Below are 25530 nucleotides of genomic sequence, written 5' to 3' on the forward strand. Positions count from 1 at the left end.
ATAGTAGTGGGGAAAGGTAACGTAGCAAGCATAGGGAGTGTAGCCACTCCCGGCAAAAATGCTTGCTGGGGAGTACCCCAGACCCCCAAGAAACGAGGTGAAACTATGACGAATCGAACCCGAAAAATTGTTCTGCGTGTTCCCGTGACGCCGGAGGAACAGGAACTTATCCGGCAGAAGATGGCTCTGCTGAACACACGGAATTTTTCTGCCTACGCCCGGAAGATGCTGATAGATGGTTATGTTGTCCACATCGACACCACCGACATCCGGGCGCAGACCGCCGAATTGCAGAAGATTGGTGTCAACGTCAATCAGATCGCACGGCGGCTGAACAGCATGGGGCCGCTGTACACACAAGATGTTGCGGACATCAAAGGAGCGCTGGCACAGATATGGCAGTTACAAAGATACATCCTATCAAGTCAACGCTGAAAAAGGCACTGGACTACATCGAGAATCCAGCCAAGACGGATGAAAAAATGCTGGTGTCCTCCTTTGCCTGCTCCTATGAAATCGCCGACATCGAATTTGAACTGCTGCTATCACAAGCCATGCAGAAAGGCAACAATCTGGCCCACCACCTGATACAGTCTTTTGCGCCGGGCGAAACCACGCCGGAGCAGGCCCACGAGATTGGCCGGCAGCTTGCAGATGAAGTCCTGCAAGGCAAATACCCGTATGTGCTGACCACGCACATTGACAAGGGGCACGTCCATAACCACGTCATCTTTTGTGCCGTGGACATGGTGAACCAACGAAAGTATGTTTCCAACCGACAGAGTTATGCCTACATCCGGCGCACCAGCGACCGGCTGTGCAAGGAACACGGCCTGTCCGTGGTAATGCCCGGCCAAGACAGGGGCAAAAGCTATGCCGAGTGGGACGCGCACCGAAAAGGCACGAGCTGGAAGGCGAAGCTGAAAGCTGTCATAGATACCACCATCCCGCAGGCCAAGGATTTTGACGATTTTCTGCGGCTCCTGCAGGAGCAGGGCTACGAGGTCAAGAGGGGCAAGTATGTGTCGTTCCGTGCGCCCGGACAGGAACGGTTCACCCGCTGCAAAACGCTGGGCGAAGCCTACACCGAGGAAGCTATCACCGAGCGCATCAAAGGGCGGTTTGCGGAGCGGAAGCCCAAAGAAAAACGCAAAATTTCGCTGCGGATTGATTTGGAGAATAGCATCAAGGCCCAGCAGTACGCAGGGTACGAGAAGTGGGCAAAGCTCCACAACTTGAAACAGGCTGCCCGGACGCTGAACTTCCTGACAGAGCATGAAATCGACAGCTACCCGGATTTGGAAAGCCGGGTGGCCGAGATCACCGCCGCCAGCACCGAAGCTGCCGCCGCGCTGAAAGCGGCCGAACGCCGGCTTGCAGAAATAGCCATGCTGATAAAGGATGTTACTACCTGTAAGGAGCTGCGCCCGTTGGTGCAGGAGTATCAGCGGGCCGCTGACAAAAAGCAGTTCCGACGTAAGCATGAAGGCACTCTGATTCTCTATGAAGCAGCGGCCAAGGCCCTGAAAGAGCAGGGTTTTCAAAAGCTGCCCGATCTCTACGCCCTGAAAGTCGAGTATAAGCTATTGGTCGAGCAGAAAGACCAGATGCAGCGGCAGTACAATGATGCCAAACGCCAGATGCAGGAATATGACATTATCAAGCAAAATGTGGACGGCATCCTGCGGACAACGCCGGGAAAGGAGCAGATGCAGGAGCGGTAAATTTGCACAAAATATTGGTCGGATTTTTGAACCCCAAATGCTTAGACCGGGTGGCGTTTCCACCCGAAATCATGTAAAATAGACTTAGACAACGAAAGCGAGGGACCCTCTATGGCAGAAGTGAACGATAACAGCTCTATCCAGCTTTTTGAAGATCAGAAAATTCGTACTGCATGGGATGCAGAAAAGGAAGAATGGTATTTTGCCATCGTTGATGTGATTGCTGTTCTGACTGACAGCGCAGACCCACAGAACTATTGGCGCGTTCTAAAAAAGCGTCTTAAAGACGAAGGAAATGAAACCATTACAAATTGTAATGGTTTGAAAATGACCGCTCCTGACGGCAAAAAGCGCAAAACGGATGTCGCTAACACTGAACAGCTCCTGCGCATCATCCAGTCAATCCCATCTCCGAAAGCTGAGCCGTTCAAGGCATGGCTGGCAATGGTGGGCAAGGAACGCATCGAGGAAACCATCGACCCGGAACAGGCCATCGACCGCGCACTTGATACCTATTTGAAAAAAGGCTACTCCGAAGAATGGATTCACCAGCGGCTTTTGGCAATCCGCATCCGCAACGAACTGACGGATGAATGGAAGAAGCGCGGAGTACAAAAGGGCAAGGAGTATGCTATCCTGACCGATGAAATCTCCCGCGCATGGTCTGGCATGACCACAGGGCAGTACAAGCGGCTGAAAGGTCTGACGAAAGAAAATCTCCGGGACAATATGACTGATTTGGAACTTGTGCTGACCATGCTGGCGGAAGCCTCCACCACGGATATTTCCAAAACTGCAAAGCCACAGACCTTTGAAGAAAACAAGCAGGTTGCCAAACGCGGCGGCAAGGTGGCCGGCATTGCGCGGCAGGCTCTTGAAGCGGAAACCGGCAAGCCTGTTATCACAGAAAAGAATGCGTTTGACTTCCAGCAGCTTGTGACCGACATTGTAGAAGATGCCGCCGAACTGCCGGAAAATCCCACCGAGAAAAAAGATAAAGACTGATACATGAAAAATAGCCGGACACAGCAGCCACAAGGCCACCGTGTCCGGCTATTTCTGTGTTGACAATGGCACATTACTTTCACTGAAAATAATGTGCCATTGTCGAGCTGGCGGTATTATTCACCCGTAAAATCGAATCTCTGTCCGTCAAAGTCAGCATCGGTCATTTGTTCCAATTTTGCAATTGTGCTGTTTGCCAGTTGCCGCATTTCTGTGTCCATATCCGGCAGGACAGCCATCATCCGTGCCATCGTGCGGCGGCGGTCGGAAGTATGGTACATACAGATCAAATTTTCTTCTTCTACACTGAAATTCATGTGTCAGACCTCCAATTCCTTTGTCTTTTCCCGTGGCTGCGTTTGCTTGCTCTGCTCCTTTTTTGCGGCATCCAGCTGTGTTCGGATGGACGGCTTTTTCGGTTTTGCGGCGCGGGACTTCTTGGTTTTCGGTGCCTTTTCCTCGGCCTTGACTGCGGCGGCAAGGTCCGTCAGAGAAATTTGTTCTTCGGCTTTTGCTTTTGCCTCCAATTCGCCCAGAGATGGTGCATTGTTCAACACACAATCAATCATATTTTCGTTTTGTTCCGTGGAAAGTTCTGCGGTGCGCAGCGGATTTTCCCGTAAGAACTCCGGCACCTGCTGGAAGCCCACACTGTCGCAGTAGTGGGCGGTGTCCTGCCCGTTCTGGTGCAGCACCACTACATCCGAAACGGACAGTGAATGTCCCTTGAAGTCTGCCGGATGGTCCACATTGAACGTGCGGTAGATGTCCTCCAAGGTGGTACCAGCAGCCAGCGGCGCGGTGTACACTTCCGTATAGTTGGACTTGTCCACGGTCCGGCCAGCGGCTTGCAGGCGGTCGTAGGGCTCAAAACGGTAATCGCGGGTGGAATCTTCATTGCGCAGCTGGTAGATGGAAAAGCTGTCCTGCTGTGGTGCCTCAAAACCTGCCGCTGCGTATTCCTCTACGGTCATTCCGGCAGTCGCCGCTTCCTGCGCGATCTCGGCCTGCACCTGCGCCTTGTAGTTCTGCAAGCTCTGGTCGAAGTCGGCCAGCTTGGGCGGTTCCGGCAAGTCATACTGGCCTTGGTTGAGCAGCGGGCGGCAGTCCTGTACATAGGAAATAATAGCGTTGTAATAGGCAGTCTGTTCCGGCGAAGCGTTCTGCCCCTCCTGCAAAGCGGTGGTGGCCGTCTGCTCCATGGCCGAAAGATTGCAATGTTGTTTGAGGTACGGGATAAACTCGGTCAGCACCATTTCGCGCTCTGCCTTGTCCTGCTCCCACGCTTCCGGGCCTTTGTTGTGCAGAACAAAATTCTTCCAGTTTTCATCTTTAGCGTAGTATTCGTGGTAACTCTGAATGTGCTGAATCAGGGAGCCATCCCCGTCACCAAAATCCTGCCATCCCTCGTAGTTGTCGGGCTGGCCGTTCAGGGTAAAATCAATACGGAATGCGGTCTTGTCGTACCAGCCGCCCGTGTAGCCGTCCTTTTCCCGGTCCGTGTGCTGGGCGGTGTCCAGTTCTTCAAAGACGCGATTCGCCACGGGCAGCGGCATGGTTTCGCCGTCCTGCAGCTTGTCGCTTTCGCTCCACAGAATTGTGACCGTAGGTTCTGCGGCGGGGTCTGGAATTTTAACGGGTGCGGGAATTTCGTTGGCCTTTTCCGCCGCCTCTTGGAACGCCGCCAGCTTGTCGCCCAACAGGACTTCCGACACTGCAGCTGTCTGCCCCAGCAGATTAAGTGCTTCCTGCCCGGCATCCGGCAGGGTTAGACCGGGTGCGTCCAGCTGCCCGCCATCCAGAGCCTTGTTGTCCGGGCCATACAGGGTGTAGTCATAGCCGGAATCGCAGGTCTGGATGAACAGGGTACTGCCGTTGTCCAGTGCAAATGCGGCTTCCTGTACAGCGGAAAGGTCTGCTTCCCGCTGCTGGCGCAGTTCTGCCAGATGTTCGTCCAATGCGGAGATCAGCTCATGGGCCGCACTTCGGATAATTTCCAGAGAGGCTTTCAGTTCGGCCAGTTCCCGGCCCGAACTCCACCCGGCCACATAGCCAAAGGAATACTCGGACGTGTCCAGCCCGTAGTGCTGGCAGACGGCATAGGCCACGCTTTCGGCCTGCACCTCGCGGGTGCGGCTGTCCGGGTGGTTGCTCTGTTCCGGGGTGTTCGGGTCGATGGTGTGCAGCTTTGCATGGGCGATCTCATGGATGGCTGTCTTGATGGTCTGTAACTGGCTCATGCCCTCTTGGATGGCAATGCGGTTGTCGAGCAGATGAAAGTAGCCGTGCGCCCCGCCCTCGATGTCCTCAAACCCGATGGGCACCGGGGATGACTGCTCCAATGCCTTGAAAAAATCTTGGTAGTCCTGCACGCTGCCGGACAGTTCATCCACTGCGATAGATGGCAGCGGTTCGCCCTCGGTCTGGCTGACATCGAACACGGACACCACCTTAAAGGCCGGAATCTGCACCGTCTTTTCTTCCGTCAGCGGCTTGCCGTCCTTATCCAGAATCGGCTTGCCCTGTTCGTCCAGCTTTTCCATCTTCTGCTTGACCTTGTAGGGCGCGGGAGCAAGAATCTTGATGCCCTTTTCGCCCTTTTTCACGGTGCGGTGGAATGTATCTTTCCACTTGTTGAAACCCGCCACCAGCTGCCCGCCCTGCATGGCGATCAGCAAAGTGTTGTTGAAGCTGTAATTGTGGAACTTCGCCATCGTAGTAAGGTAGGCTTTGTAGCGGTCACTGTCGAACAGCTCTTGAATCCCTGTTTCCAGCCGGTCCGTAATTTCTTTCATCCGTTCCGCGCTGTCTTTGCCGTTCAGGATGATGGGGATAACTTTCTGCGGTTCCGTTTCAGGCTGAACAGGCGGCGGGATGTTGGCCGCATCCCGCAGAACTTCCGGCGCGGGAAAGGACAGCACCCGGTATTCCTCCGGCACGGGCTGGCCCTCGTGGACTTTCTGCCACTCGTCCCCGCTTTTGACAAGGTAGCCGTACTGGGTGAACGCACCCTGTTCCTGCTGAGCCACATACCGGCCAAACTGTGCCGTGTCGATGCCGCCTTTCCATTCTTCCGGCATATCCACCATGCCGGAGCGATTCAGGTAGTAATCTCCTAGCTGGGCAGGCCCGTGCACATCCGGCAGATACACATAGTAGTCCACGTTTTCGGGAAAGTCGGTGATTCTCCCGATGCTGAAAAGCTCACTCTGCGGGGCTTGCAAGGCGGCGTTCAGTTCTGCGCGTTCCCCGGTAGAGAGTGTTTCCAGTCGTGATGCCAGAAAGTTCAGTTCGTCCACATTGGATGCCAGCACCATGTTATAAGGAATTGCAAAACGCTTTTCTTCCTCGGCAAAATAGCCGGAAATGAAAAGGCCCTGCGGATTATCGGACGAAATGCCGATTTGCCGCAGGGCCGCTTGTACCTGTTCGGTTGTAGTGGGCAGGTCCAGCCAGACGCCATCCCTGCTTTGCTGCTGCCGATTTTGCAGCTGGATGGAAAATAATTCGCTCATTTGGTCACACTCCTTTTTTGCTATCCTACGGATAGAGAGAACCGGTTATGGCAAAATGAATGCTTCACCTTACCATAACCGGCCCTCGTATTTTTGCCTTACTCTTTGCGCTCTACCCGGTAATTGACGTACTTGCCTCCCGTATCTGCCAGAAGCACCGTTGCATCATAGGTTTTGCCTGTTTTCTCGGAGTAGAGGCCCTTTACCTTTGCCTTACCGTTTTTGAGCAAAGCGGCGGCGATCTTCGGGGTGAACGCCTTTTTCCGCTGCTCAAAGAAGCGGTCATTCTTCCACATTACGAACTGACAGCCACGATTTCCGCAGTAGAAGTTTTTCTTGCCCTCGTAGACGTTTTCACCACACCGGGGACACTTGCCGATGATAACCCGTTCCGGCTGGAACAGGTTTTGCTTGTCCGCACTGATGCAGGAATAGGTCTCGACCAACTGGCGCACCTGCGCCTCAATTTCGGCCATGAAATCGTCCGGGTCTGCATTGCCCTTGGCAATCTCGGTCAGGCGATTTTCCCATTCAGCGGTCAGGACGGGAGAGGTCAGGCTTTCCGGCAGAACCACCGCCAGATTGATGCCGTCCTTGGTGGGGATAAGCTGTTTGCCCTTGCGCTGCACAAAGCCCATTTGCACCAGCTTTTCCAGAATCGCGGCACGGGTGGCGGGTGTGCCCAGCCCCTTGCGTTCCGCTTGGCCCAGGCCACCCTCTCTTGCTCCTGCGGAGCAATTCACCTTGTCCTCCGGCATATCTTCGGCCCCGGCCCGCTCCATTGCCGACAGGAGCGTATCTTCAGTGTAGGCTTTCGGCGGGGACGTGAAGTGTTCCGAAACGTTAGCCATCACGGAAAAACTCTGTCCCTCGGCCAGTTCCGGCAGGGTGTTCAGCACTTCTTCCTCGGTATCTGCTTTCAGGTTGGAGCGGAACCGCTGGTCGATTTCTTTCCAACCGGGAACAAGCACCGTCTTTCCCTTGGCGGTGAACTCGTTCCCGGCGCAGGAGAACACAGCAGTCACAGTTTCGTACTCATGGGGCGCAGCCACGGCGCAGAGCAGCTTGGAGCAGACAAGGTTCATCAGCTTGCATTCACTCTCAGCAAGACCAGTGAAACCCTGCTTTACAAATTCGGACGTGGGGATGATGGCGTGGTGGTCCGATACCTTTTTGCTGTTCAGAATCCGGCCCACTTCCGGGGTCAAGCCAAGCCCTTGGGCAAAGGGCAGCAGCCCCAGCAGGTCAGACACAAGATGTTGTGCTGTCTGGCCCATATCCTCGGTCAGATATTGGCTGTCGGTGCGGGGATAGGTCAGCAGTTTCTTTTCGTAAAGTTGCTGGGCATAATCAAGGGTCTGCTTTGCCGTGAAACCGAACAGGCGGTTTGCCTCCCGCTGCAAGGTGGTCAGGTCATAGAGCTTGGGCGGCTGTTCTGTCTTTTTCTCCCGTTTGACAGAAGTACAGACGGCAACTGCACTCGTGCATTTTTCTTTGAGAGAATTTGCGGTTTCTGCATCCGCAATGCACCCACTGTCTGCTTTCAGGCTGCCGGAATGGATGCCGACCGTGTAATACTTTTCTTTCTGGAAGCGCAGGATTTTTGCGTCCCGGTCCACCAACATTTTCAGTGTCGGGGTCTGCACCCGGCCTACCGTCAGGGTTTTGTGATACAGCACCGAAAACAGTCGCGTTGCATTGATGCCCACCAGCCAATCTGCTTTTGCACGGCAGAGGGCCGATTGGTACAGCGCATCGTAATCCGAATCCGGGCGCAGGTTTGCAAAGCCCTCCCGGATGGCGGCATCCTCCATGCTGGAAACCCAGAGCCGCTTCACAGGTTTCGTGCAGCCGGCCATTTGGTAGACAAAGCGGAAGATAAGTTCTCCCTCCCGGCCTGCGTCGGTTGCGGCGGTCACACTGTCCACATCCGGGCGGTTGAGCAGAGAGCGCACAATTTCAAACTGCTGTTTCTTTTCGTCCGGCACGATGAACTGCCACGGCTGGGGCAGGATGGGCAAATCTTCATACTTCCACTTGCAGTATTTTTCATCGTACTGGCCCGCCTCGGCAAAGGACACCAGATGCCCGATGCACCAGCTGACCAAATAACCACCGCCCTGCCAATAGCCGGTTTGCTTTTCAGTGGCCCCGATCACGGCGGCAATGCTGCGGGCCACACTGGGTTTTTCGGCGATCACCAGCTGAAAGCTCATGTTTCGTCCTCCTGTCCGTCCTCCGAATGAATCTCGATTTCAGCCGGTTCCTCGTCTGCATCCTCGTCCTCGCCAAAATCGTATTCGTCCAGATCATCGTGCCCGGTGGTATCGGCCTTGGGCTTGCGGAACTTGAAATAATAGAGGGCCGCGCCGCCGCCCGCCAGAGCCAGCACCAGCAGGATCATCAGACTGCCCATGTTGGACTTGGGCTTTTCCTGCGGCGTTTCGGTGTCGGTTTTCACCGCTTCCGGGGCCGTGCAGTTGCGCAGGCTCTTTTCACACAAGGGGCAGTTTTCGTTGACGTTTCCGGCCTCACATTTCACCGTGCAGGTGCAGACCTCGGCGGTCTGCGGTTCTTCATCCAGCAGAGCCAGCAAGTCGGCATCGTCCACTTGGTTCAGAAAGTGGACAGAAGTTTCCTTGTCCTCGTTGGCGCGGTCAATCAGGATGTAAAAATAATTCCCGGCCTTGGTGGTCACGGTGATAAGCTGCTTGTCGCCGTAAAAATCATCCACCAGTGTTGCGTTGCCTTTGGGCGTGATGGACACGCCCTCCGGCTCCATGCCGCCCGTGGTGGGTTCTTCTTCGATAATCTCCGGCAGAGGTTCCGGGGCAGGGTCAGAGCCGCTTGCAAAAGCGGGCATGGAAAAGGAGCAGAGGCAGAGCAGGATAGCCAGCAGCCCGGCTGCAAAACGGCGGTTCCAATCAGGTTTCATCAGCGGCATCCTCCTGTTTGTGGTACGGGGTGACGGTGGGGGCAGCGTTCAGCGCACCGCTGCGCAGGAAGGCCGCAAACTCGTCCGGCTTCATGTTCATGCTGCGCACCAACTGAATAATCTGCAAATTTTCCTGTTCGGTCTTTGCAGCTTCCAGTTCTTTCAACTGCTGCTGGTATTCAGAGATTTTTTCTTTGAGCCGTTCAATATCGCGCTCAATGCGGGAAAGTCTTTTTGCCATACAAAATCCTTTCTGGCGTCACGGTAAACGCCCATAGCTGTAAAAATGTTCCTTCCAATATTTTGAGTTGAGGTTTGTGTAAGAGATCGGGTCGCCGCAGTGCAGCATGATGGAATTGCCTACATAGATACCGCAATGGCTCACGCCGGGGGTATCGTAGGTTCCCTTGAAAAACACAAGGTCGCCCGGTTTGACCTGCGCCGTCGAAACAGGAGTACAGAGGTTGTAAAGGCCCTGTGCGGTCTGACGGCCCACGTTCCAGCCGGAGTGATTCAGAACCCACGAAATGTAGCCGCTGCAATCAAAGCTGGTACTGGGTGAACTGCCGCCCCACACATACGGGTAGCCGATGTACTTCGTGGCTTCCTCCATCATGGCGGCAAACTTATCATCTTTGAGGGATTCCGGTGGAATATCGTAGTAGGTAGGCTGCTTGATGGTGGACGCATTGGGGTACTGTGCCTGCCCGAACAAATCCGGCCGGTTGCCCAGCGTGCGCATATAGAGCGAATAAGCACTGAGTTGTTCTTCGGTCAGCACTTCCACGGGCAGATGAGATAAATCCTTGTTCTTCAGCTTGACCGTGCAGATGTAGTATTCATACGGTTCTTGGTAGGTGATAACTTGCGGCACACCATACGGGCCAATAATGACCATCATTTTTGTACGGTAACGTATCTGCATGGTCACGGTCTCGGTCAGGATGTACTGCTTTTCAAAGAGCATTTCGATCTCGCTTTGCACCTCGGCCAGCGTGAACACGCCGTCCTGCAGCGCAGACAAAATCGAGATCAGCACATAGGGGTCATGCTCGATTTCATCCAGATAAAAATGATACTCGTCATAGTTGTGGGTGGCCTCGTAGGTGTCGAGATACCGTTGCAGCTTTTGTTCCAGCTTGGCATAAGCCTTCTCTGCACCCAGCATATCCTTGTCCTTGGAAAAATAAGAAGATGCCGTCACGCCGGTTCCAGCGGTGCCCGCCATCACGGTGCAGGACTGCAAACCCGTTATCAAGAGCAGAGCCAGCAGACCGAACACCGCCACGATCAGAATGGTTTTCCAGTTCCGGGCCGCAAATTCGGCTACCCGTTCGCCGCCCTCGGCCGCCAGCTTCGTTACCCGGAAACCGTTCTCTGCGGTGGCGGCTGCACCCTGCGCGGCGGCTTGTCCGGCCTGCCGTGCAGCTTTGGCATACTGCTGTTTGATACGCCGTTTCTGCCACATCCGGGAAATGGGGTTGCTGGCGGACTGCGCGATCTGCGGATTGTCCCGCAAAGATTTCTGGTAAAAGTATTCTGCATTGGCAGACATGAGCTGACGCTCTGCCCTTTCCACGGCCTTGTAGGGTTTCATCTTGTGGTGCCGGATGCCGCTGCGGATGGCTTTGGCGGTCTGATGCTCCACCAGTTCTTCACCCTTGTGGCCACCCTCCACACCCACATTTTCGTGTTCGACTTCATGGATTTTTCCGTGAGCGAACAGCAATGCTTCCGATAGCGGGCGGCTGGCCGGGTTTGGTTTCAGGCTAGGTGGGCCTTTGTCCTGCTGCTCAAAACGCAGGGTGGATTTTGCCTTGCCGCTGACAGCATCGTAGACTTTTCCCTTGACCGGGACGCGCTTTTTCGGCAGAGCAGCGCGGGCCGCATCCAGCTTGTCGGCTTTCGCTTCCGCTTTTTGAATAAACGGCTGCAACGCCGGGTCTGCCCGTTCTTCCTCGGTCAATTCCAAACGGGCAGCGGAACGGTGCAGACCATCTTCACTTTCGGCGGTGGCTGCGGTTTCTGCCGCCTTTTTCGCTTTCTTTTTATTTTCATGCCCGTCCTTGATGTCCTCGGCCCGCTCCAGAATTTTTTCGGCCTTGCCCTCGGAATCCGTAGAATAATCCTGTTCCGCCTCCCGGCTGGAAACGTTCTCCACAGTGCCGTCCGCCTGATTTTCTACCACCAGACCGTCACGGGTCATGGTCTGGGTGACTTTGGCTTTCGCCTGCAATTCTTTCAAGGTTCTTCACCTCCCATCGGGCAGCAGCTTGTTTCAATGTCCGCAATGTATTTGAGAATCGGGAACACCTGCGGCGGCGAAACTGCATTGCCCAGCGTTTTCATCCGCTTGCTGCGGTTCGGCACATCCTCGGTCAGGCGCGGGATGTCGGCGGGTTCTTCTGCCCAAAGGGAATGTCCGTCCATTTGCGCGGGAAACCCATCAGCCACTCTACCCAGTCCGGGTTGAGGTAGGGCCTTTCCAGCGTGGTGGGGGTCATGCGGTAGACCACATGGGAAAGCCGCGCCGTCCATGCTTTGCCATCCTTGTTCATCTTGCGATAGCTGCCGTTCGCAGAGATTTGGATGTCCAACCCCTTGCCCACATCCCCGGTGTCGCTGGCAAGGGGTGTGGGAAGCAGCGGAGCCGATGATGAATACCCGTTTCCGTTCGTGCCACGCGCCAACGGCAGCAGCAGGTAATACGAAAACCCGAACATCGTAACCTGCCTGCTCCAAGTCAATGAGCGTTTTGTCGAGCCCCATACGGAGGAAGCCAGCAACATTTTCTCCAAGCACCCAACGGGGCTGCAATTCCCGGATAACCCGCAGCATTTCGGGCCAGAGGTAGCGTTCATCGTGGAAGCCGCGCTGCCTCCCTGCGGTGGAGAACGGCTGGCACGGGAAGCCGCCTGAAATGAGGGTGACGGTGTGAAGTCCTGTTTTTTCAAAGAAAGCCTCCTTTGTCACGGTGGTGATGTCCTGAAAGCGGGGCACCTCCGGCCAGTGGCTTGCCAGCACAGCGGCGGGAAAGGCCGCCCACTCGCATTGGCAGACCGAAGTAAAACCCGCTGCTTCTGCGGCAAGGTCGATGCCGCCGATGCCGGAAAACAAGCTGAAATGCGTTAGGCTCATAGCTCCACCACCTCGCTGAGCCGGGTGGTCATAATTTTGTAAAGCTGGGTGTTATTCGGGATAGGGTTTGAGAACGGCAGCACCACATTTTCAAAAATCAGCAGTCCTTCGCCCGGTTCGGAATTGTCGATGTACTTCTGCTGGTCTGCGGAGAGGTTCAGCCGTTCCGAAAGGATTTTGCGGTCGCCGGATGCCTGATTCAGCAGCGTGATGAAGTCGCTGTTTTCCAGAATGTTCTCAATCTCCGGGGAAGAAAGAAGGTCCTTCACATTCTGGGTGGCGCCCGTGGGCACACCGCCCCATTTGCGGAAGCGTTTCCAAATCTCGGCACTGTATGCGGCGGTCTGTTCCTCTTTCAGCAAGAGGTGGAACTCGTCTGCAAAATACCATGTAGCCCGGCCTTGGCTGCGGTTCTGGGTGACGCGGCCCCATATCTGGTCTTGGATAATGAGCATCCCCAGTTTTTTTAACTGTTTTCCTAACTCTTTGATGTCAAAGGCCACAAGTCGGTTGTGGATGTCCACATTCGTTTTGTGATTAAACACATTCAGCGAGCCGGACACATACAGGTCTAATGCCTGCGCTACCCGGTCCGCTTCCGGCAAGTGCTGGTCGAGCAGGGCTTGGTGGAGGTCAGACAAAATCGGCATATTCTCCGGGCAGGGATTCGCCAGATAGGGGCGGTAGATGGCTTTCACGGCACGGTCTATCACGGTGCGTTCAATCGCTTCCAGACCTGTTTTGCCGCCCATGACCAGCTCACAGAACGACAGCACAAAATCCGATTTCAGGGCAAGCGGACTATCATCCTCGGAGTAGTTGAGGTTGATGTCCAGAGGATTCACATAGTCCTTGCTGGTGGGCGAAAGTTTGATGACCTGCCCATGCAGCCGCTTGACCAGCGGATAATACTCGGCTTCTGGGTCTGAAATAAAAATATCGTCAGCAGTCGTTAAAAACACACTGACGATTTCAGACTTGCAGCTCATGGATTTGCCGCTGCCGGGCGTACCCAGCTTTAGGCCGTTGGGACACCGGGCCTGCTTGCGGTCCAGCATGATCATGTTGTGGGATTTTGCGTTGATGCCGTAGTACATGGCCGCGCCGCTCTGGAAAAGCTCCTGCGTCACAAAGGGCACGAACACCGCCACGTTGGAGGTGGTAAGGCTGCGCTGAATCTTTATCTGGTTGATGCCCAGCGGCAGGCTGGACACAAGGCCCTGTTCCTGCTGGTAGTCCAGCCGGACAAGCGAGCAGTTATACTTCTGTGCCACACCTGCGGCTTGGAACACATCGTTGCCCAGCTTTTGCTTGGTGTCGGCCACATTCAGCACAAGAAAGGTCAGCATGAAAAGCCGTTCGTTCCGGGTCTGCAATTTGTTCAGCAGCTTTTTGGCGTCCTCGCCGTAAGTGGCAAGGTCGCTGGGCAGGATGTCCATGTCGTACCCGGAACGGACAGCCTTTTTCTGCTCCTGAATCTTCATGGCGTCAAGGTCTGTGATCTTCCGCTTGATGGTTTTGATGGCCTCGGTCTGGTCGATGGCCTGCACATGGAGATTGACGAGAATGCCGCTTTCCGTTTTGAGAAAATCGGCCAGCATTTCATCCGAAAGTTCCGGCGCAAGGATTTGTAAAAAGCTCACAGCTCCATATTTGCCGCCCAGTCCAAAAGTCTTGGCCGTGCCGAAGCAGAGGGAGGACGGGGCCACAAAATCCTTAGTGGACAGGCCGGAGGGCGCCAGCCAGTCCCAGTCAAAACGGAACGGTTCCCCGTCCGGGTGGAAGATGCCGTGCAGCACCTCCAAACGCGCCTGTCCGTCCATGACGTGCGCCACGCAGCCCATGGTCTTGAAATAGCCCAGCAGGTCAAGACCAATGCGGGTCAGCCGCGCCCGTGCGGTTTTTAGATTGTCTGCCTCGATGGTGAAGGTCAGGTACTTGGTTTTGACAATGCCGTTGTTTCCGCTGGCAAGCTGCTTTTGCAGGATGGCGGTGTACTCGGCGCGGATGTCGTCAAAATCATCCCCCTGCGGTGCGATCTCAAAACTTTTTGCGTACTGCACCGGGTCAACCTTGCGATTGAGAAACGAAAGCTGCACATGGATGGAGGCATCCACATAGTTGTACAGGTCGCACAGGTGTTCAAAGATGGCGGTCCTCGTTTCCGGCTGGGCCAGCTGATAGCTGATGTCCTCAAAGGCAATGCACTTGGAGAACGTGCGTCGGTCAATGCGGCACACACCGTCCGGGTAGATGGCCTCATACGGGATGGTGGCCTGTGCCGTGCGGGGCTTGCCGTCACCCTTGTACTTGCGGAGAACGGCATCAATTTCTTTTTTCTGGGCGCGGGTGAGCTTTTTGGGCTTTTCGGTTTCGCGGGGTATCGTTTTTCTGGACAATGGCCTTTACCTCCTGTTCCATTTGGTATTGCCGCACAAGGGCGGCGTAAGCATTGTTGGTCTGATAGGGCCTTTCCTTGGGACGGATAAAGCAGCACTGAATCATTTGCTGAATCACCACTTCAAGGGGCTGGCCGTGCCGCTCGAACAGAGCGAACAGCAGCCCCGGCAGCATGGCAAAAATCATCAGCAGGGCCGCTGCACTGTTGGAAAGATAGTTCCGGGCCAAAAAATAAAGCGGTCCGCCCGTTAAAAGCGCACCGCCGAAGCAGATCAGCTGCCGCTTGGTCAGCCCGAATAAGACTTTGGATTTTACATGGGTCAAATCTTTGGGAACGGTCACATACGCCATTCAAACGCTCCTTTCTCAATGGGCGCCAAACACGGATTTGCTGATGCTGCCAGTCTTGAACAGACAGAAACAGAGTAGCACGGTGTAGCCCATGCAGCCCCAGATAGCCCCGGCAATGTCCGCCGCGCCCGAAATGTTGCGTATCAGCACCGCGTAAATGCCCACGACAATCATAATCAGGAACGCTTGGAAGCCTAACGCCAAAAGCGATTTCAAATAGTTCTGCCCGGTACTGCGCCACTCGCTGCTGCCCATGGTCGCCAGCGGGATAGGCCCCAGTGCGGTCACAACGTAAATCTCGATCATGCGGCCGTAGGTCACAAGGAAGATGCAGATGGACAGGATGTTCATGGTCAGGCCCACCACAAGGGTCTGGAACCACAGGCTGAGCAGACTGCCGATGGTCATGCTTTCTAGCTGAAATTCCAGTCCGGGTATCAGGCGGTCAAAGTGGATGGATGTTTCGCCAATGATAACGCCGGAACTTTGGTTGACAACGCTCTGGGTGGCATCGAACACACCCATAACGATATTCCATGTGTTGCTGACTATGAGGATGGCAAAGGCAGACTTGAAAATCCAGCGGAAGAACATGGAAGTATCGAAGTCGTGCATATTGTTCTTTTCGGTAATCATCTGGATAAGCTCATGGCACATCACAAGGGCAAGGATGGCCGCTGCAATGGGCAGTACTACCGTTTCGGAAAGACTGCGCAGCATATTGAAAATGCCGCTGTTCCACGCCTGCGGGGTAGAGCCGACATCCGAAGCGATTTCGCCCACCTTGGCGTTCACGTTATCGAACAGGCCAGAGAGGTTGCCCGTGATGCCATCGATCAAAATGCCTTTTATCCATTTCTCGATGATCTCACTAATCAAGCAAAGATACCTCCTTTCCCGCGCCCTCCCACTTTTCTGGGAGAGCGCGGTGGGGTCTCAAAGATGGATGTTCGGATAAGTTGAGGTTAGCCCAGCAGCCCGGACAGCAGCGGGACAAGGGTCACGCCGATCAGGGCAACGCCGCCGCCCGCGACCAGCTGCTTCACGCCCTGGCTCTTGCTGCCGGGGTTATCCTGTCCATAACCCTCCAACAGGTTGATGCCGCCCCAGACACACAGGGCACCGCCCAGACCGACCACGATCGTCTGCAAAGTATCGACTGCGCTGTTGAAAAATTCCATAAGATCCTCACTTTCTGCCGCTTGTTCTGCGGCACTCAAAAATTTTTTCAAAAAATGCCGCCTCATTCGGCGGCTGCATCTTCATCCGACAGGTCGATTTCGTACAGGTCAAAACTTTCGTCCTGTGCGACTACCTGCTGCCGCTTCCGGCGCAGGGTAGATAAAAACCTGTCCACATCAAAGGCATTCTTTTTGTCCGCATCTGCAAGGTACTTGTAGTGCGGGTGCTTGGTGATGTCGAACTTCTCCGAGAAGAATGGTCTCACTCCCCGCAGCTGCAAGATGCACCTGCCGCCGTCCATGATTGCGATTTCGTCCTCTGACATCAACGCCTTTCCTAATTTTTGATAGTTCAGTCCGTGGGAGGTTTGAGAACCCCGGTTTTCGCTGGTGTTGAAACTGTCGATAGTCTCTTTCCCCAGCGCATCGGAGATCTCTTTGGCATTCTTGCCCCGCCCACTCAAAAAGAGAACAGAATCGCAGTTGTCCGAAATGATTTCGGCCGCATCCTTGTAGATGGCTTTTAGCTGCGACTGGCTCTGCAAAATGATGGATGCCGAGATTTCCCGGCTGCGGATGGTGGCAATCAGCTTGTCGAAGTTGGGTATCTGTCCGATGTTGGCGAACTCGTCCAGAATCAGCCGCACATGGACAGGCAGCCGGCCACCGTATTTATCATCCGCACGGTCACACAGCAGGTTGATAAGCTGGCTTTGGAGCATGGCGAGAATGAAGTTGAACGTGGTGTCCGTGTCGCTCATAATCAGGAACAGCACGGTCTTTTCATCCCCGATGGTGTCCAGCTCCATTTCATCGTCCTCCATCAGCTCCCGCACCTCCCGGATGTCAAATGGGGCTAAACGGGCACCGCAGCTTATCAGGATGGAGGAACGGGTCTTGCCCGCCGACAGCAGAAACTTTTTGTACTGCCGGACAGCGAAGTGGTCCGGGTCTTTCTGTTCCAGCCGTTCAAACATGAGGTCCACTGGGCTTTGAAACTCCGGGTCGTCCTCGCGGGCTTCACTGGCATTTATCATTTCCAGCAGGGTGGTGAAGTTCATTTCTTCTGCCGGGGCCTCGTACCAGATGTAGCCGATAAGCGCGGTGTAGAACAGCCGTTCCGACTTCACCCAAAAATCTTCTGCTGATTTCTCACCCTCGCCCTTGGTGTTGGCGATAAGGGTATTCACCAGTTTCAGCACGTCCTTTTCCGAGTGGATATAGACAAAGGGGTTGTACTTCATGGACTTGGAAAAGTTTATCGTGTTCAGGATTTTCACCCGGTAGCCCGCCCGCTGGAACATTTGGCCTGTTTCGAGAACCAGTGTGCCTTTTGGGTCTGTGACCACGAATGAGGTGGGATAGTCGGAAGTGGGGAAACATTGCATGAGGTTGGGCTTCACATAGAAGCGGGTCTTGCCGCTGCCGGAGCCGCCGATCACCAGCACATTTTTGTTCCGGGCCGTCTTGGGGTCTTTTGGCCGCCCGGTCATGGTCAGGCGTTCGGTCTGGGTCAGCAGGATGTTGTTTTCAAACTTGGGGTCGATATAGGGCGCAATGTCCTTGGCGGTGCCCCACCGGGCAGAGCCGTATTCTTCGCCCTTGCGGTACTTCTTGGCATTCTTGCCTTTGCTGTACACAATGAGCCGGACAGCCACCGCTCCAACAACGCCCACGCACAAATCAAACGGATGCAGGCTGGGCAGCGGGTTTGCAAAGGCGGCGGAGATGCCGCTCGTTAGGTGCAGCAGCTTGGCCGAAGCATCCGCGCCCGCCGCCAGACGGTACGTCTGCCCGCATTTGGCAAACAGGTACACGAACAGCAGATATGGCAGATTCAGCACCAGCAGTTTTTTTAGTTCAGGCTTCATCGTTCCAGCCCCCTTTGCTTGATTTTTTCTTTGGCGCGTTTCGGCTGCTGGGCCGATTTTTGCTTAGCCACTGCCAGCACTTTGCGGATGGAGGGTCGCTGCTCCTTGGAGAGCGTTTTGGCGGTGAACTCCCGGAACGCCTGTTCCAGATTGTCCGCATCCTTGGCCTTGAAGATCACGATGTAGTGGGGCGGCTGGGTGGTCTTGTCCTTGCGCAGGGTGAAGTCCACACCGTACTTCTTGGCGCAGGGCTTGAACGCCCCGATATTCGCCTCCGTGACTTCAATGTTGGTCAGGGCTGCGCCGTGGGCTTTCAGCTGTTTCAGGCTTTGCTTGCCGTGGTGCAGCTTTGGCCCCTTGGCCCGGTGCTGCAAGTATTTTTTTAGGGCAGCTTGCAACGCTTGGGCGGTGAGTTTGCCTGTTTTCATGGACAGGGCAATGGTTTTCTGGGTGACTTCTTCCTGCAATATGAATCCCTCCTTGTTGCAGAAAATTCAGAGCGGCAGCTAGGGTGGAACCACCAGCCGCCGCAGGTAAAGTGTTCTCATGGATGGGTACTCCTTTCGGTCAGGTGTTGGGCGGGCGGCCCCAATCGGGCTGCGCCATATCGTGCGCCACAAGGGACGCATAGTAGCTGTTGATGGTGCTGGGGGCGTTGAACAGCATGGCCCGCAGGTATTGCTTGATGTTGCGGACTTTGGTGGTGTTGTCCCGCAGGCAGTCCATGACGAACTCGATGTGATGGCTGTCCAGCTTCAAGAATTTCGCCTTGACCAACTCTGCCGGGTAATCGTCCCCGGCCACCCGGATGGACTTGCGGGAAGTGCAGACCGTTTCCAGCAGGATGTCCACGATTTCGTCCAGCTGTTCCCGGTCTATCCGGGGATTCTGGGTGAGGGTGTCATACTCGATGTTCTCCAAAATCAGGTCCCGGTAGATTTGATAGGCCGTTTCCTTTCGGCTTCCTGCCCGTTCCGGCGGCGGTGCCGCTGCCTCGCCCTCGTCCAAAGGCAAGGGGTTTGGGGAATGGATAGGAATGGAATCGGTATTTAATCCCTCTTTCTTTTGTTTTTCTGTAATTAGTTTATCTTTATTTAATTGCATTGGATTTTCCAACGTAGGGTTTTCCTGCGTGGGATTCTCCAACGTTGGATTTTCCAATTTAGGTGAAACCGATGCAGGAACGGGCTGCGGCAGCTCGAAAATCACATAGTCTGCACCGCGCAGCCGCCCTTTCTCGTCCCGTTCTCTGGAACGCTGGATGTAGCCCGCCTGTTCCAGTTCCCGGATGGCCTGCCGTATCGCGTCGATGCTTTCCCGGTTGATACGGGCCAGCCCTTGCAGGGTGTAGTCCCAATCTTCCGGCAGGGAGAGCATTTGGGAGAGTAAGCCTTTGGCTTTCAGGGACAAGGCCCGGTTCCGCAGGTGGTGGTTTGACATGACTGTGTAGCCGCTGTTCTTTTCTACCCGAAAAACTGCCATTTCACGGATGCCTCCTTTCGTTGTAAACAAAAAAAGCAGCGTTCATTTGCTCCCGGTGATGGGAGAAGTGAACGCTGCGCGTACTTGATAATTTTTAGGTTGTGTGGTATATAAAAGGCAACTGTTTTTTCAATACAGCCGCCCATCGGGGTGCGATACAAGCAAGTTGCTATCCGATGACCTCAAAAACAAATTGTACTACGATGGTTTTCAAAAAATGCTGTATCACTACTCGCACCAAACAATGAAAATCCGAACCTTTTCTCGATAGGAGAAGGGTTCGGATTTTTTGTATTCTTTGGAAAACAGAACGAATCCCTTGCTTCCATCGAAAAACGTCCTAGACCTTATCATAAAAAAGCACGACAGACCACTGTAAGAGTGCCGTAAGGCGGAAAGGACACAAATATGAAGTACGATGAAAGAGCCTGCAAGTTCAACATGGACACCGGCTGCGTGGAACTGCTGCTCCGGGATGGGAGAATGATCTCCATCAACTGCACTGGGGTCGAGGATGAATTGGACGTGACCATGGCGCAGAGGACGGAACTGGATTATCTCATCTACAACGACCCGCTGGCGTATGCAGACCTGATTCTAAACGGCGAGCCGGAAGAATATTTGAAAAATACGGCTGGGAACCATGGGTTAGAAGATTAAGAGAAATGCCGTTCCAAAAGCAACTGGAACGGCATTTCTTATCTTTCGATATTCGGCATCTTCTGTCCCCGAAGCTCCTGCCGGATGGCACGGAACTGATCAGGTACATCCGCATCGGTCATTGCACCGGGGACATCCACTGTCCCAGCGGCTTTGGCGGCTTCATAGAACCAGCATTTATACTCCACGGTCTCCAGCGTGTGCTGTAACTGCTGGATCTGCTGGGTGAGTACCTCGCGCTGATGCCGGAACATTTCCAGCCGGGTGTCAATGGTGTCGTCTCCCTGCATGGAAAGCTCAATATACTGCCGGATATCCTTGATGGACATTCCGGCTTTTTTCATGCAGCGGATGACCTGCAGCCACTCGAAGTCGTTTTCCCGGAACATCCGAATGCCGCCGGAGGAACGCTCCACAAAGGGAAGTAACCCTTCTTTGTCGTAGTAGCGCAGGGTGGAGGCAGGTACGCCCAGCTTTTGTGCCATTTCACCTACGGTATAGATCATCTGAAACCTCCGTTTTTTCAAAAAGCTCTTGACTTAAAGTGCGCTTTAAGTTGTATGATAAAATCAAACTTTATCAACATCATAATGCGGATGCACTCCGCTGTCAAGGAGGTTCCTATGAGCAAGAAGGTATTGATTTTGTCTGGCAGTCCCCGGAAGGGCGGCAACTCTGATATTCTATGCGACGAATTTCTGCGTGGAGCGCAGGATGCCGGGCACAAAGCAGAAAAGATCCGGGTCGCTGAGAAAAAGGTGGCTCCCTGTTCCGGCTGCTACTACTGCAGCACCCACGGCGGAGCCTGCGTCCACAAGGATGATATGGCAGACATCCTGCAAAAGATGATCGATGCCGATGTCATTGTGCTGGCAAGCCCGGTATACTTCTACTCCATCAGTGCCCAGTTGAAGGCAGTGATCGACCGTACCGTGGCACGGTGGCTTGAGGTCAAAGACAAGGAATTCTACTACATCACCACCATGGCAGACGAGGAAAAAGCCTCTGCGGACACTACGCTGACCTGCTTCCGGGGCTATGCAGACTGTGTGGAAGGTGCCGTGGAAAAAGGCGTCCTTGTAGCAAGTGGTGTCTATGAGCCGGGTGCGGTGCGAAACACCTCTGCAATGGCACAGGCTTACGAGATGGGGAGGAACGTATAATGGCAGTAAAACAGACCGCAGGGCGGGATGCTCTGGGCGAATTTGCACCAAAATTTGCAGAACTTAACGATGAGGTACTATTCGGGCAGGTGTGGAGCCGAGAGGATAAACTCTCCCTCCGGGACCGCAGCCTTGTGACGGTGGTAGCACTGATGGCGCAGGGACTGACGGACTCCTCGTTTCGGTATCACCTGACGGCAGCAAAAAACAATGGTATTACCCGGACTGAAATTGCAGAGATCCTGACCCATGCGGCATTTTATGCTGGCTGGCCCAAGGCGTGGGCGGCTTTCCGCATGGCAAAGGAAGTCTGGGCAGAGGACGCTGCAGAGGATGCCAAGGCAAAGCACCAGAGTGAAATGGTGTTCCCCATCGGTGCACCCAACGACGGTTTTGCACAGTATTTCAGCGGAAAAAGCTATCTGGCACCCTTGTCCACCGTACAGGTTGGCATTTACAACGTCACCTTTGAGCCGGGCTGCCGGAACAACTGGCACATCCACCATGCTGCAAAGGGCGGTGGACAGATCCTTGTCTGCGTGGCAGGCCGGGGCTACTATCAGGAATGGGGCAAAGCTCCGCTGGAGCTGCATCCGGGCGATGTGGTGAACATTCCCCCGGAGGTCAAACACTGGCACGGTGCTGCACCCGATTGCTGGTTCTCTCATCTGGCAGTGGAAGTGCCCGGTGAGGGCACCTCTAACGAGTGGTGCGAGCCGGTGCCGGAAGAAACCTATAAGGAGTTGCGGTGATGCGTTTTGACGTACACCCAACCATGATGAAACAAAAACAGGGTGCGCCCCGAATGGACGCACCCTGAAAATCTACAGACAAGAGCGATATGTACAACAGGGCTTTCCCCGTCGGGAAGGCCCTGTTTCTCTTTGCTGGTGGTGTGATGAGACTGTTCCGCCTGCCATAGGCAAGCTCGCGTTTGCGCAGCAACAAAAGCCTCAGTGAAATATCATTCAAAGGTTTCCAGTGCTTCCACCAGTGCAAGGATGGTCAGCGACTGGCCGTATGCCATGGGAGCAATCAGAATGTTTTTGTAGTGGTCGCGGTCGTAGCCCATACCCGTACCGCCGGATACTTTCAGCACCGTACCATCGGTGTCGATGTTCTTGAGGATTGCACGGATAGCTTTCTTGGCACAGGGCAGGTAGGAATCATCCAGAATCCCCATGCGGATGCCTTTCAGGATGCCAGCGGTGATAGCAGCAGAGCCGGAAGTTTCTTCGTAGCTGGTGGAGTCATCCAGAACCGTATGCCAAAGGCCGTCCTCACCCTGAAGGTCACGCAGTGCGCGCACCTGTGCTTTGTAGGTATCCAGAATGAACGTCTTGACGCCCTGATTCAGCGTACCCTTAAACATATCCAGATAGTCCAGAATACCCAGCGTGAACCAGCTGTTGCCGCGGCACCAGAACACGCCGCCAAAGTTGTCCATCCGATTGAACGACCAGCCGTGGAAGAACAGACCGGTGTGGGTATCGTACAGATACTTGATGTGCATCAGCACCTGCTTAATGGATTCGTCGATCCACTCCTGCTTGCCGTACTTCTGGCCCATCCGATTGAGGAACAAGACGGTCATGAACAGGGTGTCGATCCACATCTCGCTCTCGTTTAGGCGAACGCCCTGACGGTCGCCGTTGGCACTGGTGACGTGCTGAAAGCCACCCTCACGGGTACGCGGGATGCACTCCATCAGCCACTTTGCCCAATCCAGACAAAGGGCTTCAAACTCAGGGTCGTGGTAAATCTCGTTCAATTCACACAGAGTCAGCAGCGGAGTAGTCGTGTTGATATTGCGGGAAGGCAGACCCTGCGCAATGTTCTCCTTGAACCAATCATGCAGGAAGGTGCAGTATTCCTCCGAATCCTGCATCTTGGCGATTTTGAGCAGTCCGTACAGGCCGATGCCCTGCGGCCAGTCCCACTCCTTGATGCCGAAGTCACGGCTAAAAAATCCGATGGCCTCGCCGCCTTCTTTCAAAGTGTCCTCGTTTTCGGGGGCACCAAGGTGCATCAGCTTCTGGATAACAAGATCCAGCTTTTTCTGAATCAGTTCTTTTTTGATTTCGTTTGCCATAAAAAACACCTCATGTATTTGTATTGTTTTTCTCAGCGGTTGAAGTAAGCGATTTTCGATATTGTGCAGGCGTAACGTGTTGATATTTCTTGAACACACGTCCCAGATAGGTGATGCTCTCAAACCCGGTACGGCTTGCGATTTCGGAAACGGAAAGTGTTGTTGTTTCTAACAGGCTCTGCGCTTTTTTTACCCGCAGGATGTTGATGTATTCGTTGATGCCGAAGCCAGTCACTTCATGGAAGGAACGGCTGAGATAATACTTGCTGATATAAAACTGCTCGGCAAGGCTGTCCAGCGAGAGCCTTTCCTGAAAGTGATCGGAAATGTAGTCTGAGATTTGGTAGACTGCATCGAACTTTCCGCCGCTGGCCTTACCCTCCTGCACATCATTCAGGCAGGCGACCTGCTGATTGCTGCGCCGGAAGTAGATGAAGCCTAGAATCAACTCCGAAAGAATAGCGGTCTGGCTCATAGGCTCTGCCTTGTCCAGTTCCTCCATGATTTGCAGAAACAATCGGCGGGTATTCGCTGTCTGCTTCGGGGTCAGTTCGTAAATTCCGTAGTGCTTGTGGAAGAACGCACCGATCTTCAGTTCCGGGAACATCTTATCGACCTTTTCCACAATGTCCCGGTCTACATAGAGGATCACTCGCTCGTATTCGGTTTCCGGGTCTCCCACGATGGAATGGGACATATGAATCTGGCCGCTGTCCACGAGAATCAGGTTCCCGGCCTGTGCTTCATAGGCGCGGTTCTCAAAGAACATCTGCCGCCGCCCACGGAGCAGGAGATAAATTTCGTACTCCTGATGGAAGTGGTTGTACCGCATATCAAAGTTTGCCGGACGAACCATGTGTTCCACCATAATGCCGTTTCGTTTGCGGTAATATTGGGTCGCATCACCCTGAACCATGCTGTGCAGCCATGTTGTTTTCATGAAATGCTCCTTTTCTCCTGAACAGGCGGTGTTCTTGCCTTGATTATGTCATATCTGTTCAGGTTTGACAAGCATTTGCACCGTGGGGCTTACATCAGGCCCAGCGTAGTAGGCAGCCACTCGCTCAGAGCAGGGATGTATGTGACCGGCATCAGTGAGATGAAAATTGCCACAAAGAACGGAACCAGACTTTTCATCACATTCTCCAGACGCTGCTTTGCCAACGAGCATCCCACGAACAGGACGTTGCCAACGGGAGGAGTGATGGTGCCGCCGATCTCGGAATCGCCCGCCTGACCGTGCGCCAGCCGGAGCTGGATCTTGTCACTGCCAATGCTGCCGTTTACCTTGAAAAAGGGGGAAACTCCGATTCCCAGCAGCACGACGACAATGACGGTCAACAAGATTTTTGATGTCTTTTTTATTGTCATTCCTCCTAAATGATTTGCTCGTTCGGTGCGACTTCCTGATTATAATTATACAGCCTTTGGGGCCAGCTTTCTCGCAAAGAATTGCGAATGAAGCCCAAAATTCAAACGATATTGCGCTTGTGTTGTATACATTCTTGCGCTTTTCTCTATTGTTTTGCTGAAATGGACAATATTTCTTGCCATTCTTCTACATACAAATAATTTTTTAGATCAATTCGTCCGTTTTTTCTGCGCAATATTGTTTGAGCGCAAACAGAAAAGAGCCACCCGTAGTTTGTTACGGATGGCTCTTGATATGTTTCTTTTATAAAAGGCTGCCGCTCAGTTCAGCCGGAACACCTGCTCCAGCTTGGGCTGTGCGCCGGTCACGGGGTCCATTTCCAGTTCCAGAATGTCCTTCATGTACGCGTTCCAACGGTCTACCACCGGGCTTTCTGCCTGCACCTTCTCGGCATAGGCAACGCCCTTTTCGCACTCGTAATAGCCGAACAGTTCATCGTTGCAGTAAAAGATGCTGTAATTGCAGATGCCGGCGTCTTTCAGAACTTTAACCATCTCCGGCCAGATCTCCGCGTGACGTTTCTGGTATTCAGCCTTGCAGCCGGGCTTGATGCGGCCTTTCCATGCCATGTGCTCCATGTT

General features: G+C 54.1%; 25 protein-coding genes. 6 read left to right on the plus strand and 19 right to left on the minus strand.

Going from position 1 to position 25530, the window contains the following annotated elements; all coding sequences use genetic code 11:
* The first annotated feature begins 105 nt into the window (after window positions 1-105).
* The 3 genes from MTP43_RS03405 to MTP43_RS03415 all read left to right on the plus strand — a co-directional run bounded on the left by MTP43_RS03405 (window position 106) and on the right by MTP43_RS03415 (window position 2729).
* On the plus strand, window positions 106-435 hold the full coding sequence (locus MTP43_RS03405) for a plasmid mobilization protein (RefSeq protein ID WP_078784933.1): 330 nt from the start codon (window positions 106-108) through the stop codon (window positions 433-435).
* Window positions 396-1724 carry a relaxase/mobilization nuclease domain-containing protein gene (locus tag MTP43_RS03410; RefSeq protein ID WP_249235076.1) on the plus strand — a complete coding sequence of 443 codons (1329 nt, stop codon included), beginning with the start codon at window positions 396-398 and terminating at the stop codon, window positions 1722-1724. Before MTP43_RS03405 ends, MTP43_RS03410 begins: the two co-directional genes overlap by 40 nt.
* A gap of 111 nt (window positions 1725-1835) precedes the next feature.
* Window positions 1836-2729 (plus strand): BRO-N domain-containing protein, encoded by an 894-nt coding sequence (locus MTP43_RS03415; protein ID WP_005938463.1) that lies wholly within the window; start codon window positions 1836-1838, stop codon window positions 2727-2729.
* Between the two features lie 116 nt (window positions 2730-2845).
* Here MTP43_RS03415 and MTP43_RS03420 read toward each other — a convergent pair whose 3' ends face one another.
* From MTP43_RS03420 to MTP43_RS03485, 14 genes are all read right to left on the minus strand, one after another.
* A complete protein-coding gene (locus MTP43_RS03420) occupies window positions 2846-3046 on the minus strand; it encodes a transposon-transfer assisting family protein (RefSeq protein ID WP_227623102.1) in 201 nt (66 codons plus the stop codon).
* A 3-nt stretch (window positions 3047-3049) separates the two neighbouring features.
* Window positions 3050-6244: a YodL domain-containing protein gene (locus MTP43_RS03425; RefSeq protein WP_249235077.1), complete on the minus strand. Its 3195-nt coding sequence runs from the start codon at window positions 6242-6244 to the stop codon at window positions 3050-3052.
* A gap of 98 nt (window positions 6245-6342) precedes the next feature.
* Window positions 6343-8460: a DNA topoisomerase 3 gene (locus MTP43_RS03430; RefSeq protein ID WP_249235078.1), complete on the minus strand. Its 2118-nt coding sequence runs from the start codon at window positions 8458-8460 to the stop codon at window positions 6343-6345.
* Entirely contained in the window at window positions 8457-9179 is a 723-nt protein-coding gene (locus tag MTP43_RS03435) for a DUF4366 domain-containing protein (RefSeq protein WP_249235079.1), read from the minus strand. Before MTP43_RS03435 ends, MTP43_RS03430 begins: the two co-directional genes overlap by 4 nt.
* The gene (locus MTP43_RS03440) at window positions 9169-9420 is read right to left on the minus strand and encodes a DUF4315 family protein (RefSeq protein WP_097777297.1); all 252 of its coding nucleotides are present in this window, start codon (window positions 9418-9420) and stop codon (window positions 9169-9171) included. The genes MTP43_RS03435 and MTP43_RS03440 overlap by 11 nt, the downstream gene beginning before the upstream one ends.
* Window positions 9421-9438: 18 nt before the next feature.
* Complete coding sequence (locus tag MTP43_RS03445) at window positions 9439-11424, minus strand: C40 family peptidase (protein WP_249235080.1); 1986 nt, start codon at window positions 11422-11424, stop codon at window positions 9439-9441.
* Window positions 11421-12317, minus strand: coding sequence for a DNA cytosine methyltransferase (locus MTP43_RS03450; protein ID WP_249235081.1), 897 nt, complete (start codon window positions 12315-12317; stop codon window positions 11421-11423). The genes MTP43_RS03445 and MTP43_RS03450 overlap by 4 nt, the downstream gene beginning before the upstream one ends.
* Window positions 12314-14716: a VirB4-like conjugal transfer ATPase, CD1110 family gene (locus MTP43_RS03455; RefSeq protein ID WP_249235082.1), complete on the minus strand. Its 2403-nt coding sequence runs from the start codon at window positions 14714-14716 to the stop codon at window positions 12314-12316. The genes MTP43_RS03450 and MTP43_RS03455 overlap by 4 nt, the downstream gene beginning before the upstream one ends.
* Entirely contained in the window at window positions 14643-15068 is a 426-nt protein-coding gene (locus MTP43_RS03460) for a PrgI family protein (protein ID WP_249235083.1), read from the minus strand. Before MTP43_RS03460 ends, MTP43_RS03455 begins: the two co-directional genes overlap by 74 nt.
* Before the next feature lie 15 nt (window positions 15069-15083).
* Window positions 15084-15947 (minus strand): VirB6/TrbL-like conjugal transfer protein, CD1112 family, encoded by an 864-nt coding sequence (locus tag MTP43_RS03465; protein WP_005927770.1) that lies wholly within the window; start codon window positions 15945-15947, stop codon window positions 15084-15086.
* 86 nt (window positions 15948-16033) lie between these two features.
* On the minus strand, window positions 16034-16249 hold the full coding sequence (locus MTP43_RS03470; RefSeq protein WP_005922889.1) for a Maff2 family mobile element protein: 216 nt from the start codon (window positions 16247-16249) through the stop codon (window positions 16034-16036).
* 62 nt (window positions 16250-16311) lie between these two features.
* Window positions 16312-18120 (minus strand): VirD4-like conjugal transfer protein, CD1115 family, encoded by a 1809-nt coding sequence (locus MTP43_RS03475; protein WP_249235084.1) that lies wholly within the window; start codon window positions 18118-18120, stop codon window positions 16312-16314.
* A complete protein-coding gene (locus tag MTP43_RS03480; RefSeq protein WP_156060006.1) occupies window positions 18117-18587 on the minus strand; it encodes a PcfB family protein in 471 nt (156 codons plus the stop codon). Before MTP43_RS03480 ends, MTP43_RS03475 begins: the two co-directional genes overlap by 4 nt.
* Before the next feature lie 100 nt (window positions 18588-18687).
* Window positions 18688-19602 (minus strand): DUF6017 domain-containing protein, encoded by a 915-nt coding sequence (locus MTP43_RS03485; protein ID WP_249235085.1) that lies wholly within the window; start codon window positions 19600-19602, stop codon window positions 18688-18690.
* 408 nt (window positions 19603-20010) lie between these two features.
* On the opposite strand from MTP43_RS03485, the gene MTP43_RS03490 reads away from it, so the two are divergent.
* Window positions 20011-20262 (plus strand): DUF6061 family protein, encoded by a 252-nt coding sequence (locus MTP43_RS03490; RefSeq protein ID WP_117554221.1) that lies wholly within the window; start codon window positions 20011-20013, stop codon window positions 20260-20262.
* Between the two features lie 38 nt (window positions 20263-20300).
* On the opposite strand, the gene MTP43_RS03495 is transcribed toward MTP43_RS03490, so the two are convergent.
* The gene (locus MTP43_RS03495; protein WP_112091234.1) at window positions 20301-20768 is read right to left on the minus strand and encodes a MerR family transcriptional regulator; all 468 of its coding nucleotides are present in this window, start codon (window positions 20766-20768) and stop codon (window positions 20301-20303) included.
* Between the two features lie 117 nt (window positions 20769-20885).
* Between MTP43_RS03495 and MTP43_RS03500 the strand changes: the two genes are divergently transcribed.
* Window positions 20886-21425 carry a flavodoxin family protein gene (locus MTP43_RS03500; protein ID WP_117526932.1) on the plus strand — a complete coding sequence of 180 codons (540 nt, stop codon included), beginning with the start codon at window positions 20886-20888 and terminating at the stop codon, window positions 21423-21425.
* Window positions 21425-22177 carry a carboxymuconolactone decarboxylase family protein gene (locus MTP43_RS03505; protein WP_212792147.1) on the plus strand — a complete coding sequence of 251 codons (753 nt, stop codon included), beginning with the start codon at window positions 21425-21427 and terminating at the stop codon, window positions 22175-22177. The genes MTP43_RS03500 and MTP43_RS03505 overlap by 1 nt, the downstream gene beginning before the upstream one ends.
* 212 nt (window positions 22178-22389) lie before the next feature.
* On the opposite strand, the gene MTP43_RS03510 is transcribed toward MTP43_RS03505, so the two are convergent.
* The 4 genes from MTP43_RS03510 to MTP43_RS03525 all read right to left on the minus strand — a co-directional run bounded on the left by MTP43_RS03510 (window position 22390) and on the right by MTP43_RS03525 (window position 25527).
* Window positions 22390-23517, minus strand: coding sequence for a glycoside hydrolase family 88/105 protein (locus MTP43_RS03510; protein ID WP_212792148.1), 1128 nt, complete (start codon window positions 23515-23517; stop codon window positions 22390-22392).
* 10 nt (window positions 23518-23527) lie between these two features.
* Window positions 23528-24457 (minus strand): AraC family transcriptional regulator, encoded by a 930-nt coding sequence (locus tag MTP43_RS03515; protein WP_005928079.1) that lies wholly within the window; start codon window positions 24455-24457, stop codon window positions 23528-23530.
* Between the two features lie 89 nt (window positions 24458-24546).
* On the minus strand, window positions 24547-24888 hold the full coding sequence (locus MTP43_RS14475) for a TRAP transporter large permease subunit (protein ID WP_117526926.1): 342 nt from the start codon (window positions 24886-24888) through the stop codon (window positions 24547-24549).
* A 321-nt stretch (window positions 24889-25209) separates the two neighbouring features.
* Window positions 25210-25527, minus strand: coding sequence for an L-rhamnose mutarotase (locus MTP43_RS03525; RefSeq protein ID WP_005928088.1), 318 nt, complete (start codon window positions 25525-25527; stop codon window positions 25210-25212).
* Window positions 25528-25530 lie beyond the last annotated feature (3 nt).

This window comes from Faecalibacterium sp. IP-1-18 (assembly GCF_023347355.1).
GTDB classification, from domain to species: domain Bacteria; phylum Bacillota; class Clostridia; order Oscillospirales; family Ruminococcaceae; genus Faecalibacterium; species Faecalibacterium prausnitzii.